The organism is Streptomyces tibetensis, from assembly GCF_040647715.1.
Classification (GTDB): domain Bacteria; phylum Actinomycetota; class Actinomycetes; order Streptomycetales; family Streptomycetaceae; genus Streptomyces; species Streptomyces tibetensis_A.
Window position 1 is genome coordinate 231,589 of sequence record NZ_JBEZCR010000001.1, and the last position, 13,189, is coordinate 244,777.

General features: G+C 68.8%; 12 protein-coding genes. 3 read left to right on the forward strand and 9 right to left on the reverse strand.

The features are described 5' to 3' along the window. Positions 1-49: 49 nt before the first annotated feature. Entirely contained in the window at positions 50-1,216 is a 1,167-nt protein-coding gene (locus AB0B29_RS01060; protein ID WP_362232237.1) for an HpcH/HpaI aldolase/citrate lyase family protein, read from the reverse strand. A gap of 228 nt (positions 1,217-1,444) precedes the next feature. On the opposite strand from AB0B29_RS01060, the gene AB0B29_RS01065 reads away from it, so the two are divergent. After that, complete coding sequence (locus AB0B29_RS01065) at positions 1,445-2,350, forward strand: TerD family protein (RefSeq protein ID WP_362232239.1); 906 nt, start codon at positions 1,445-1,447, stop codon at positions 2,348-2,350. Between the two features lie 37 nt (positions 2,351-2,387). Here the strand turns inward: AB0B29_RS01065 and AB0B29_RS01070 are convergent, their stop codons facing one another. The 6 genes from AB0B29_RS01070 to AB0B29_RS01095 form a co-directional block, all read right to left on the reverse strand. Continuing rightward, complete coding sequence (locus AB0B29_RS01070; protein WP_362232242.1) at positions 2,388-3,122, reverse strand: TerD family protein; 735 nt, start codon at positions 3,120-3,122, stop codon at positions 2,388-2,390. A 128-nt stretch (positions 3,123-3,250) separates the two neighbouring features. Continuing rightward, complete coding sequence (locus AB0B29_RS01075; RefSeq protein ID WP_362232244.1) at positions 3,251-4,396, reverse strand: DUF475 domain-containing protein; 1,146 nt, start codon at positions 4,394-4,396, stop codon at positions 3,251-3,253. Between the two features lie 125 nt (positions 4,397-4,521). Beyond that, positions 4,522-5,097: a TerD family protein gene (locus AB0B29_RS01080; RefSeq protein WP_053672145.1), complete on the reverse strand. Its 576-nt coding sequence runs from the start codon at positions 5,095-5,097 to the stop codon at positions 4,522-4,524. A gap of 138 nt (positions 5,098-5,235) precedes the next feature. Continuing rightward, complete coding sequence (locus tag AB0B29_RS01085) at positions 5,236-5,811, reverse strand: TerD family protein (protein ID WP_142164199.1); 576 nt, start codon at positions 5,809-5,811, stop codon at positions 5,236-5,238. A gap of 147 nt (positions 5,812-5,958) precedes the next feature. After that, positions 5,959-6,417 carry a peroxiredoxin gene (locus tag AB0B29_RS01090; protein WP_362232248.1) on the reverse strand — a complete coding sequence of 153 codons (459 nt, stop codon included), beginning with the start codon at positions 6,415-6,417 and terminating at the stop codon, positions 5,959-5,961. 101 nt (positions 6,418-6,518) lie between these two features. After that, a complete protein-coding gene (locus AB0B29_RS01095; RefSeq protein WP_031104104.1) occupies positions 6,519-6,956 on the reverse strand; it encodes a DUF3052 domain-containing protein in 438 nt (145 codons plus the stop codon). Positions 6,957-7,374: 418 nt separating this feature from the next. On the opposite strand from AB0B29_RS01095, the gene aceE reads away from it, so the two are divergent. Continuing rightward, positions 7,375-10,122 carry a pyruvate dehydrogenase (acetyl-transferring), homodimeric type gene (aceE, locus tag AB0B29_RS01100; RefSeq protein WP_362232249.1) on the forward strand — a complete coding sequence of 916 codons (2,748 nt, stop codon included), beginning with the start codon at positions 7,375-7,377 and terminating at the stop codon, positions 10,120-10,122. A 72-nt stretch (positions 10,123-10,194) separates the two neighbouring features. After that, positions 10,195-10,944 (forward strand): potassium channel family protein, encoded by a 750-nt coding sequence (locus AB0B29_RS01105; protein ID WP_362232252.1) that lies wholly within the window; start codon positions 10,195-10,197, stop codon positions 10,942-10,944. A 51-nt stretch (positions 10,945-10,995) separates the two neighbouring features. Here the strand turns inward: AB0B29_RS01105 and AB0B29_RS01110 are convergent, their stop codons facing one another. Together AB0B29_RS01110 and AB0B29_RS01115 are read right to left on the reverse strand one after the other, a co-directional pair. Continuing rightward, a complete protein-coding gene (locus AB0B29_RS01110; RefSeq protein WP_362232255.1) occupies positions 10,996-11,304 on the reverse strand; it encodes a small hydrophobic protein in 309 nt (102 codons plus the stop codon). Between the two features lie 233 nt (positions 11,305-11,537). Further along, positions 11,538-13,163 carry an MFS transporter gene (locus AB0B29_RS01115; protein WP_362232257.1) on the reverse strand — a complete coding sequence of 542 codons (1,626 nt, stop codon included), beginning with the start codon at positions 13,161-13,163 and terminating at the stop codon, positions 11,538-11,540. Positions 13,164-13,189: the final 26 nt, after the last annotated feature.

Sequence of the window (13,189 nt, forward strand, 5' to 3'; positions counted from 1 at the left end):
CTTGGCGGCCCGCCGCCCCCCGCGTGTCCGCGGGCAGCGTCGCGCGCCGTCAGCCCGGCAAGCCCGCGGCCAGCAGTTCCACGAAGCCGATGTCCTGGTTCGCCACGCCGAAAACCTCGGCCCGCAGCAGGGTCCGCTCGGCCCACGCCCGGTGCGGCTTCACCTCGTTCATCTTGTTCGTGTACGCCGATCGCAGCACACCCCCGCCGCCGCGCTCGGGACGCAGGATGTCCTGGGCGTCCGAGAACTCCTCGTGGCTGACGACGGACAGGGCGTGCACCGGCAGCACGTGCGAGGGGTGGATGCAGGTCTTGCCCAGCAGTCCGTTGGCCTGGTCCAGGGAGATCTCCCTGAGCAGGCCGTCCATGGCGTGCTCGATCAGCTTCTCGCGCAGTTCGGCGGCCTGCACCTCCAGGAAGGGGCTCTGCCGCAGCAGCGGCTTGAACATGCGCTCCTGGACCCTGAAGTACTCCCACACCGGCCCCGTGACGGTGAAGCCGGTGCCGTCGGCGCGGGCCAGCATGTTCACCACGTCGGAGATGACGGAGGCGACGACCTGCACATCGTAGGCCGTCATGTCGGGGCCCCTGCGCAGCCCGTAGGAGGAGCAGAAGTCCGTCACCCCGAGGCGCAGGGCGAGGACGCGGTCGCGGTACTTGTCGACCGCGCGGGAGATGCCCTCCAGGGTGTCCACGCGCGACTCCCGGTAGAGCAGCTCCGGGGACTCCAGCACGGGCATGGCGAAAAGGCGGCGGCCGCTCTCGGCCTCGGCGGTGGCCAGGGCCTCCAGGAAGGGGATGCCGCGTTCCTCGGTGAACTTGGGCAGCACGAATCCGGACAGCCGGCGCACGGCGGGTCCGAGGCGTCGTACCAGGTCGGGTATCTGCTCGGGGGCGCGGACCCGGATGAACAGCAGCGGCAGGTCGGCGTCGGGGAGGTCGTCGAGGGCGGTGAGCTGGCGGACGAGGTTCTCCTCGCCGGGGCCGACGTCCGCGTCGTCGATGGAGTCCTCCAGGCACAGCACCATCGAGACCACACCGCGCCCGGCCTGCTTGAGGACGTCGTCGGCCAGGCGAGGTCGCGTGGCCGGGCTGTACAGCGTGGCGCCCAGGGCGGCGGCGAGCAGCCGCGCCGGGGAGTCAGGGGTGAACACGCACGGCTCGCGGAAGAAGAGACGCTTCCGTACCTCAGGGGCGATGTGCCCGAAATGACGCATGAAGCTCCCCCGTGGTGGTGATGCGGCCTGCGATTCGATGAAAGGTGGCCGGTAATAGTACGTAGAAGTCCACGTCAGAGGTTCCCGTCAGGCATGAATTTCAGGTAACGCGGGCAAGCACAGCGAGGCCCGACCATGACGACGGTAGTCCGCCACGGCCGTCGGCGCCGCTCGTGACCGCGGCCCCCCGCGTTGTCGTGAGCAGGACCGAGAAGGCAGGATGACCGCATGACGCACGCGATGCTGAAGGGGTCGAACGTCCCTCTGGAAGCCACCACGGTACGGGCCGTGCTGCGCTGGACACCCGGGCAGGGGGTTCCGGACGTCGACGCCTCCGCGCTGCTCCTCGGTCCCGACGGTCGTGTGCGCTCCGACGAGGACTTCGTCTTCTACAACCAGCCCCGGCACCCGGCCGGAAAGGTGTGGCGGCTCGGCAAGAAGCGGGTCGCCGAGGGCCTGACCGACACGATCCAGACAGAGCTCACCGGTGTCGAGTCGGAGGTCAGCCGGATTCTGCTGGTCGCATCGGCGGACGGCGTGACGTTCGACCGCGTACAGGCGCTGCGCATCCTGCTGTACGACGCCGCGGGCACCGGCGCCGAGGCGCTGGCGTACTTCGACGTCAAGCCGGAGACGGGCGAGGAGACCGCGCTGATCTGCGGCGAGCTGTACCGCCGCGGTGAGGGCTGGAAGTTCCGGGCGCTGGGCGAGGGCTACTCGAACGGGCTGAAGGGGCTCGCGACCGACTTCGGCATCTCGGTGGACGAGTCGGAGGCCCTGGAGGAGCCGACCACGACGGTCCCCGCGCCTCCCACCACGAACACGCCCGCGCAGCCGACGACCGGCGTACCCGCGCAGCAGGCCCCCGAGGTCTCCCTGCCGCTCCCCCCGGAGCAGCCGAACGCGGTGCCCACGCAGCCCGGCTACGGCTATCCGCAGCAGCCGCCGGCCACGCAGCCGGCCTACGGCTACCCGCAGCCCACGAGCCGTCCCGCGTACGGCTACCCGCAGACGGCGGCCGCGGCGGGCACGGCGGGGGCACAGACCGGTTACGGCTACCCGCCGGCCGCGACCACGTCCCCCGACCCGGACTTCCACCTGCCCCCGCAGGGCCCGCAGTTCGTCGGCCGCTAGCCCGGCCCCGCCCCGGCGCCGACCGGGGCTCCCCCGGTCAGCGGTCGACCTTCGTCTTGTAGCCCCGCCCCCACTGGAGCCCCCACCCGTACAGCCGGTCCAGCTCGGCCTGGAAGCCGTAGACGAACTTCGCCTCGCGGCGGACCACGATCTCGTCCTTCACCTTCTCGATCATGACGACGGCGCAGGAGCGGGCCTGCGGCTGGCGTTCGTCGAGGTGGATCTCGATCCGCGGGCCGCTGCTCGGATAGAGCGTGACGCTGGCGTGCGTGCGGTCGAAGGCCGGGGTCTGGTCGTAGATGTAGACGAAGACCAGGAGCCGCTTGATGCTGTCGCGGTGGTCGAGGTTGATGTACATCGTCTCGCCCGACCCCGAGCCGAACCGGTCGTCGCCGCTGAGCTTGACGTACGGCGGGGCGTTGACGTCGCCGTAGTAGCCGCCGAGGGGCTGGACGACGCCCTTGCTGCCGTCCTGGAGTTCGTAGAGGCAGCCGAGGTCGAGGTCGACGTTGACCATGCTCTGGCTGTGCCCGACGACCTCGGGGGGTTTGAGGGCCCGGAGGGGATGGCGCAGCAGGCTCTCGCGTTGGTTGCCGCCGATGTCGGAGGTGCGCATCCGCCAGCTGAGGTTGACGCGCAGATGGCCGGTGGCGGCGTCCTGCTTGGTGAGTGATATCTGCGCGCGCCGCTTGGTCAGCTCGATCGCGTTCGTCGCCGCGTGGCCCGAGTCGAACTGCACATCGCCACGCCGGAGTCCGTCGAACAGGCCCATTCCGCCCCCACGTTCACTTGGAGACCGCAGGTCATCGCATGTCCCACGGCCCATGAAGACCGACGGGGCGGCCGCCGAGGAGTCCTCGGCGGCCGCCCCGCACAGAGCGTTCCTCGCTGGGAGGGGTGTCACACCCCGGACGAGACCTCAGTCTTCTCGTCCGAGCCGGCCTTTCCCTCGGCGGCCGCGAGCGCCTTGTTGCGGCGGACGGAGGACCAGAAGGACGCGGCGATCAGGACGACGCCGATGAGGCCGGTGATGATCTCGTTGATCTGGTACTGGATGGTGACGAGCAGGAGGACGGCGAGGGCACCGATGGCGTAGTGCGCGCCGTGCTCCAGGTAGACGTAGTCGTCGAGAGTGCCCTGGCGGACCAGGTAGACCGTGAGCGACCGGACGTACATGGCGCCGATGCCGAGGCCGAGGGCCATCAGGACGATGTCGTTGGTGATGGCGAAGGCGCCGATCACGCCGTCGAAGGAGAAGGACGCGTCCAGGACCTCGAGGTAGAGGAACATGAAGAAGGCGGCCTTGCCGGCCAGCTGGACCGCCGAGCGGGGCTTGCCGGTGCGCTCGGCCTCTTCCTCGGCCTCGTGCTCGCGCTCCTCCTCCTCTTCGAGTTTGTCCTCGAAGTAGCCCGAGAGGCCGCCGACGATCATGTAGGTGATCAGACCGGCGATGCCGGCGAGCAGGACGGTCTCCGCCTTGTCGACGTGGGTGCCGCCGTGCTGGTGGGCGTGGGTGGCGACGGTCATCGCCGAGATCAGCAGGACGATCAGCGCGATGCAGACCGACAGCATGTCGACCTTGCCGAGCTTGGCCAGCGGCCGCTCCAGCCAGGCGAGCCACTTGATGTCCCGGTCCTCGAAGATGAAGTCCAGGAAGATCATCAGCAGGAACATGCCACCGAAGGCGGCGATCGACGGATGCGCGTCGGTCACCAGCTGCTGGTAGCGGTCCTTGTCGTTCAGGGCGAGCTCGACCGCCTTGATCGGGCCCAGCTGGGCACTGATCGCGACGATCACGACGGGGAAGACCAGTCGCATACCGAACACGGCGATCAGGATGCCGACGGTGAGGAAGATCTTCTGCCAGAAGGCATTCATCTTCTTCAGGATCCCGGCGTTGACCACCGCATTGTCGAAGGACAGCGAGATCTCGAGGACGGACAGGATCGCGACGATGCCGAGCGCGGTCCACCCGCCGAACAGGACCGCCGCGACCAGGCCGAGCGCGGTGACCGCGAACGACCACCCGAAGGTTTTCAGAACCACTGGCTACCCAATCGTGTGTGTACGGGGCTCCCCCGCGCCGTACCCGGCTTTGCGAACTTTTGAAGCCGAAGTCTAGTCGGACCCCCTCCGCACCCCTATGGGGCCCGGATTTTGCTCATAACGCGTTAGGAGACGTTGACCCCGAAGTCCAGCGCGATGCCCCGCAGGCCCGACGCGTACCCCTGCCCGACCGCCCTGAACTTCCACTCGCCCTGATAGCGATAGAGCTCCCCGAAGATCATCGCGGTCTCCGTGGAGGCGTCCTCGCTCAGGTCGTAACGGGCGAGCTCCTGGCCGTCCGCCTGGTTGGCCACCCGGATGAAGGCGTTGCTGACCTGGCCGAAGGTCTGGCCACGCTCGTCGGCCATGTGGATGGAGACGGGGAACACGATCTTGTCGCACTGCGGTGGCACCTTGGAGAGGTCGATCAGGAGCGACTCGTCGTCGCCGTCGCCCTCGCCGGTGAGGTTGTCACCGGTGTGCTCGACCGAGCCGTCCGGGCTCTTGAGCTGGTTGTAGAAGACGAACCACTCGTCTCCGAGCACGCGTCCGCCCCCGCACATCAGGGCGCTGGCGTCGAGGTCGAAGGGCGCTCCGGTGGTGGAGCGCGCGTCCCAGCCGAGTCCGACCATCACCTGGGTGAGGTTCGGTGCGGCCTTGGACAGGGAGACATTGCCCCCTTTGGCGAGCGTGACGCCCATGATGCTGTCCCTCCCCTTGGGCCACCGGCCCGATGGTGTTACTGAGGTGGTCCTGCGCGTCCGGCGCCGCACGTAAACCGTGCGGCGCCGGACGAGAAGACCTCCGGGCCCCGGCTCGGGGCCCTTCAGGTGGTCGGTTCAGACGTTCACACCGAAGTCCTGCGCGATGCCGCGCAGGCCCGAGGCGTAGCCCTGGCCGATGGCGCGGAACTTCCACTCCGCGCCGTGCCGGTAGAGCTCGCCGAAGACCATGGCGGTCTCGGTGGAGGCGTCCTCGCTCAGGTCGTACCGGGCGATCTCCGCCTCGCCGGCCTGGTTCACGACGCGGATGAAGGCGTTGCGGACCTGGCCGAAGGACTGCTGGCGGGTCTCGGCGTCGTAGATCGAGACCGGGAAGACGATCTTCTCGACGTCGGCCGGGACGGCGGCGAGGTTGACCTTGATCTGCTCGTCGTCGCCCTCGCCCTCACCGGTGATGTTGTCACCGGTGTGCTCGACGGAGCCGTCCGGGCTCTTGAGGTTGTTGAAGAAGATGAAGTGCTGGTCGTTGCCGACCTTGCCGGAGTTGTTCAGCAGCAGCGCGCTGGCGTCCAGGTCGAAGTCCGTGCCGGTCGTGGTGCGGACGTCCCACCCCAGACCGATGATGACCGCGGTCAGGCCCGGCGCCTCCTTGCTCAGCGATACGTTGCCGCCCTTGCTGAGGCTGACTCCCACGAGTCCTCCATTGGTGTCCAGGGGCGGGATGCCCCATTGTGCTCGGATGTCGGATCAACGAGTCGATCCTAGTGACGGGTTCCCGCCGCTCGCAGGCCCTGAAGCCGAGAAATCAGCGGGTGTCGAGCGCATGCCGCCCGACCGGCGTCACAGGGAGTCGAGCGCCTTCACGTAGTCGTTCAGGTCGCGCGCGTCCGGCAGGCCGTTGACGACGGTCCACCGCACGACGCCCTCCTTGTCGATGACGAAGGTGCCGCGCACCGCGCAGCCCTTGTCCTCGTCGAAGACGCCGTAGGCGCGCGAGACGTTGCCGTGCGGCCAGAAGTCCGACAGCAGCGGGTACTCCAGGTTCTCCTGCTCGGCGAAGACGCGCAGGGTGTGGATGGAGTCGTTGGAGACGGCGAGCAGCTGCGTGTCGCGGTCGGCGAACTGCGGCAGGTTGTCGCGCAGCTCGCACAGCTCGCCGGTACACACGCCGGTGAAGGCGAAGGGGTAGAAGAGCAGCACCACGTTCTTCCGGCCCCGGAAGTCGGACAGCCTGACGGCAGCGCCGTGGTTGTCCTTGAGCTCGAAGTCGGGGGCCTTCTCGCCGGCCTGGATCGCCATCGGTGTCCCTTCGTGGGGCTTTTCGGGTGGGACCACCCTACGCAGACACCCGGACAGGCCGATGGGCGGGCCGACAGACGCCGGCCCGCCCCGCCGTACGACTAACGCTTGGACTTGGCGGCCTTGGGCGTCGCCAGCCGGCTGCCGCTCCAGTCCTTGCCGACGCTGACGCTCTTGGACGCCGTCAGACCCGCCGTGGTGGCGGCTTCCGAGATGTCACTCGGCTCCACGTACCCCGAACGGCCGGTCTTCGGTGTCAGGAGCAGGATCGCGCCGCCCTCTTCGATGTACGTGGTGGCATCGACCAGCGAGTCCGTCAGGTCGCCGTCGTCGTCACGGAACCACAGCACAACGGCATCGGCCACGTCGTCGTAGTCCTCGTCCACCAGGTCGGCCTCGATGATGCCCTCGATGGCCTTGCGGAGCTCCTGGTCCACGTCGTCGTCGTAGCCGATCTCCTGGACCACCTGCCCGGGCTGGAACCCCAGCCTGGCGGCAGGGTTCGTCCGCTCCTCCGCGTGGTCCGCGGTCGCGCTCACGGGTTGCCTCCTGATCATGTCTTGGGAATAACTCAGCCACGCGCGTGCGCGAAGCATTGGCCGTAGTCCACACGGGCGGGACGGATCGCGCAAGTACCCGGCCGTTCAGACCGCCGAAACGGTGACGATCCTGGCGGTGTCACCGCAACTTCAGGCACACCATCATGGCCCGAGGTGACGCACACCACACCTTTCTGCCCTGTTTGGGCGTTTGGGAATCGTCTGTGGGTACGAGACTCGAAGGTATTCGCCCCATACGTCACGGAGTCGATCTCACGTCTGGGTTACCGCTCGGTAGAGATGACGTTTCCCGGCCCGGAGGTGGACCATTGACAGCGGCGCGCCCCCCAGCGACGACGCCCCGGCGACGACAGCGAAACAGCGGCCCTCGCAGGCCCTCTGACAGGTAAGGAACAGCGTGGCTTCCGCATCCGATCGCAACCCGATCATCATTGGCGGCCTTCCGAGTCAGGTTCCTGACTTCGATCCCGAAGAGACCCAGGAATGGCTCGACTCCCTCGACGCCGCCGTCGACGAACGCGGCCGGGAGCGGGCCCGCTACCTGATGCTGCGGCTGATCGAGCGGGCCCGCGAGAAGCGCGTGGCCGTGCCCGAGATGCGCAGCACGGACTACGTGAACACCATCCCGACCAAGAGCGAGCCGTTCTTCCCGGGCAACGAGGACATCGAGCGCAAGGTCCTCAACGCCACCCGCTGGAACGCCGCGGTGATGGTCTCCCGGGCCCAGCGCCCGGGCATCGGCGTCGGCGGCCACATCGCCACGTTCGCGTCCTCCGCGTCCCTCTACGACGTCGGCTTCAACCACTTCTTCCGCGGCAAGGACGACGGTCTCGGCGGCGACCAGGTCTTCTTCCAGGGGCACGCCTCGCCGGGCATCTACGCCCGCGCCTTCCTGCTGGACCGGCTCAGTGAGCAGCACCTGGACGGCTTCCGCCAGGAGAAGTCCAAGGCGCCCCACGCGCTGTCGTCGTACCCGCACCCGCGGTCGATGCCGGACTTCTGGGAGTTCCCGACGGTCTCGATGGGCCTCGGCCCGATCGGCGCGATCTACCAGGCGCGCATGAACCGCTACATGGAGGCGCGCGGGATCGCCGACACCTCCAAGTCGCACGTCTGGGCGTTCCTCGGCGACGGCGAGATGGACGAGCCGGAGTCGCTGGGCCAGCTGTCCATCGCCGCTCGCGAGGGCCTGGACAACCTGACCTTCGTCGTCAACTGCAACCTCCAGCGCCTCGACGGCCCGGTGCGCGGCAACGGCAAGGTCATCCAGGAGCTGGAGTCGATCTTCCGCGGTGCCGGCTGGAACGTGATCAAGCTGGTCTGGGACCGCAGCTGGGACCCGCTGCTCGCCCAGGACCGCGACGGCGTGCTGGTCAACCGGATGAACACCACGCCCGACGGGCAGTTCCAGACCTACGCCACGGAGACCGGCGCGTACATCCGCGACCACTTCTTCGGCGACGACCACCGGCTGCGCGCGATGGTCGAGGGCATGACCGACGACCAGATCCTGCACCTGGGGCGCGGCGGTCACGACCACAAAAAGATCTTCGCGGCGTACAAGGCGGCCGTGGAGCACAAGGGCCAGCCGACGGTGATCCTCGCCAAGACGATCAAGGGCTGGACGCTGGGCCCGAACTTCGAGGGCCGCAACGCCACGCACCAGATGAAGAAGCTGACGGTCGACGACCTCAAGCGCTTCCGCGACCGTCTGCACCTGCCGATCCCGGACAAGGAGCTGGAGTCCGGCGTGCCGCCGTACTACCACCCGGGCCGGGACTCGGAGGAGATCCAGTACATGCACGACCGCCGCAAGGGGCTCGGCGGATACGTCCCCACGCGCGTGGTCCGCTCCAAGCCGCTGGCGCTGCCCGAGGACAAGACGTACGCGACCGTGAAGAAGGGCTCGGGTCAGCAGTCCATCGCGACGACCATGGCCTTCGTCCGGCTCCTCAAGGACCTCATGCGGGACAAGGAGATCGGCAAGCGGTTCGTGCTGATCGCACCGGACGAGTACCGCACGTTCGGCATGGATTCGTTCTTCCCGAGTGCGAAGATCTACAACCCGCTCGGCCAGCAGTACGAGTCGGTGGACCGCGACCTGCTGCTCGCCTACAAGGAGGCGCCGAACGGCCAGATGCTGCACGACGGCATCTCGGAGGCGGGCTGCACGGCGTCGCTGATCGCGGCCGGCTCGGCCTACGCGACGCACGGCGAGCCGCTCATCCCGGTCTACGTCTTCTACTCGATGTTCGGTTTCCAGCGCACCGGCGACCAGTTCTGGCAGATGGCCGACCAGCTGGCGCGCGGTTTCGTCCTGGGCGCGACCGCCGGCCGTACGACCCTGACCGGTGAGGGCCTCCAGCACGCGGACGGCCACTCCCAGCTGCTGGCGTCCACGAACCCGGGCTGTGTGGCGTACGACCCGGCGTTCGGCTTCGAGATCGCCCACATCGTCAAGGACGGCCTGCGCCGGATGTACGGCGGCTCCGAGGAGCACCCGCACGGCGAGGACGTCTTCTACTACCTGACCGTCTACAACGAGCCGATCCAGCACCCGGCCGAGCCCGAGAACGTGGACGTCGACGGCATCCTCAAGGGCCTCTACCGGTTCAGCGAGGGCACGTCCGGTTCGATCCCCGCGCAGATCCTGGCGTCCGGTGTCGCGCTGCCCTGGGCGATCGAGGCGCAGCAGATCCTGGCCGAGGACTGGAACGTCAAGGCGGACGTCTGGTCGGCGACCTCCTGGAACGAGCTGCGGCGCGAGGCCGTGGCCTGCGAGGAGCACAACCTGCTGCACCCCGAGGAGGAGCAGCGGGTGCCGTACGTGACGCGCAAGCTCGCGGACGCGCAGGGCCCGGTCGTGGCCGTGTCCGACTGGATGCGGGCGGTTCCTGACCAGATCGCGCGCTGGGTGCCGCAGACGTACCAGTCGCTCGGCGCGGACGGCTTCGGCTTCGCCGACACGCGGGGCGCCGCCCGGCGGTTCTTCCACATCGACGCGCAGTCGATCGTGGTGGGCGTGCTGACCGAGCTGGCGCGTGAGGGCAAGGTCGACCGCTCCGTGCTCAAGCAGGCCATCGACCGGTACCAGCTGCTCGACGTGTCGGCTGCCGACCCGGGGGCCGCGGGCGGCGACGCGTAGGGGCTTGGAGGCCTGAAACGCGTGGGGCGGCACCCGAGGGGTGCCGCCCCACGCGTTTCCTACCATGCTTCCATGACGCTCCCGATGACCGCCTCGACCACTCTGGCCCGTTGGGAACGGCGCACCCAGGGCCCGCTGCTGGCGCTGGCCGTGCTCTTCGCGATCGCCTACGCCATACCGATCGTGGCGCCACGGGCTCCGCAGGACCTGCTCACCGCGTGCCATGTCACCAACTGGGTGGTGTGGGCCGCTTTCGCCGCCGACTATCTGGTCCGTCTGTGGCTGGCCGAGGACCGGCTGCGGTTCGTGCGGGGCAATCCGCTGGCACTGCTGGCCGTGGTGCTGCCCCTGGCGCAGCCGCTGCGGCTGCTGAAGCTGGTGTCGATGCTGTTCCTCGCCGGGCAGCGGGCGCGGATGGCGTCGCAGGTGCGGGTCACCACGTACGTAGCCGGGTCGTGCCTGGGTCTGCTCGTCTTCGGTGCGCTGGCCGTGCTGGAGGTGGAACGGGACGAGCCCGGTGCCTCCATCCACACCCTCGGGGACGCGGTCTGGTGGGCGTTCACCACGATGACCACCGTGGGGTACGGGGACATGGCGCCGACCACCGGGCTGGGGCGGATGCTGGCGGTCGGGCTGATGCTGTCCGGGATCGCGCTGCTCGGTGTGGTGACGGCGAACATCGCCGCCTGGTTCATCGCGCGCTTCGAGAAGGACGACGTCGAGGAGCGGCGGCAGACCGAGGCGATCCGGGAGCTGACGGAGGAGGTGCGGGCGCTGCGGGTGGAGTTGGCGGAGCTCAAGGGGACGCGGGTCGAGCCATGAGAGGGCCCCCGGCCTGGCGGCCGGGGGCTCTTCCCACACTCTTCACCCGGGTCAGAGCATGCCCATGCCCGGTGTGGCCGCTCCGGACAGCCAGATGACGGCCAGGAGCGTGTCGATGGCGCCCAGGACCAGGGCGACGACGGCCGCGGTCGGGCGGGAGCCCGACCAGGCGCGGCCCATGGCGAGCCAGCCGCAGACCATCGCGGCAGGACCGAGAACGATCCCCAGCACGAAGAAGCCTGCAACGGCGCAGATGACTCCGATGAGTCCGAGCGTCGCGCGATCCGTCCCGGTCTGTGACCACGTCCGGCCACGTGAGCGGGGGTGCCTGCGCGTACCGTGTCCGAAGCTCGCCATCATCAACTCCCGTAAACCCTTGATCGGTTGGGGTTCTCTTCGGGTATGACATGGCGGGTACCCCGTCGGTACGCGTTGATGCCGCTGCCTGCGCGCCACCCCCCTCCGGCAGCGCGCCGCAGCGTCCGTCCTCCATGCCCTGCGGAGGAGTTGACCCACTGTGACCTGCGACGCGTGCCCAAGGGGAGGGTTCGGCGGCTCTGTTCACCCTGATGAGGGAACGAACCGCCGGACCGTCAGATGTGCGCGGCGCCCGCGCCGGCTTCCGCGTTCTCACCGCGCTTGGTGAGGAAGGCGACCAGCACCGCCACCACGGCGACCCCGGCCGCGACGAGCGAGGCCGCGCTCATGCCCGAGATGAAGGTGTCGTGCGCGACGCCCGTGATCTTCGCGGCGATCGCGTCCGGCGTGCCCGGCGCCACCGGCGGGACACCCACCTGGACCGCCTCGGAGGCCTGGTGCTCCTGCTCCGGGGTGAGCGGCGGGAGGCCCGCCTTCTCCCAGTTGCCGGCGAGGTCACTGTTGACCTTGGAGGCCATGACGGCACCGAGCACCGCCGTACCGAGGCTGCCGCCGATCTGCATGGCGGCCTGCTGGAGGCCGCCCGCGACGCCGGACAGCTCCATCGGGGCGTTGCCGACGATGACTTCGGTCGCTCCGACCATGACCGGCGCGAGACCGAGGCCCAGCAGGGCGAACCAGAGCGACATGATGCCGCTGCCGGTGTCCGTCTCCAGCGTGGACATCCCGTACATGGCGATCGCGGTGAGCGCCATGCCGCCCGCGAGCGGGACCCGGGGGCCGAGCTTGGTGATCATCGCACCGGCCAGTGGCGAGCCGACGATCATCATGCCGGTGAGCGGCAGCAAATGCAGGCCGGCGTCGATCGGGCTCATGCCGTGGACGTTCTGGAGGTAGAAGGTCACGAAGAACAGGCCGCCCATGAACGCGATGGCCATCAGCACCATCAGCACGACACCGGCGGACAGCGCCACGGAGCGGAACAGCGCGAGCGGGATCAGCGGCTCCTTCACCTTCGTCTCCCAGAAGGCGAAGACCACGAAGCACAGCACGGAGGCACCGAGGAAGCCGAGCGTCTTCGGGTCGCCCCAGCCCCACTCGGACGGCGGCGCCTTGATGAGCGCCCACACCAGGCAGAACACGGCGGTCGACAGCAGGGCGATGCCCAGCAGGTCGAAGGAGCGCGGGGCGTTCTCGGCGCGGTGGTCGAGCAGGATCAGCACGCCGAGGACGACGGCGAGGACACCGACCGGCACGTTGATGAAGAACACCGACTGCCAGTTGACGTGCTCGACGAGCACACCGCCGAGGATCGGGCCGCCCGCGGTGGACGCGCCGATGACCATGCCCCAGATACCGATGGCCATGTTCAGCTTCTCGGCCGGGAAGGTGGCCCGCAGCAGGCCGAGCGCGGCCGGCATCAGCAGCGCGCCGAACAGGCCCTGCAACACGCGGAAGACGACGACGAACGCGATGCTGTCGGACAGGCCGATCGCGCCCGAGGCGGCGGCGAAGCCGACGACGCCGATGAGGAAGGTCTGCCGGTGGCCGAACCGGTCGCCGAGCTTGCCCGCGGTGATCAGGGAGACCGCGAGGGCGAGGAAGTATCCGTTGGTGATCCACTGGACCTCGGCGAAGGTGGCGCCGAGGTCCCTCTGGATCGCCGGGTTGGCTATGGCCACGATGGTGCCGTCGAGGGCCACCATCATGACCCCCACGGCGACGGTGATGAGGGTGAGCCAGGGGTGCCCTCGCAACCCCTTGCCCGGCGTCGCGTCCGACGGACCCGCCGGCGCCTTGCCCCCCGACCCCGTCGAATCGATGGTGGTCTGACTAGTCATACCGGGAGGCTAGTGTCAGCCGCTGA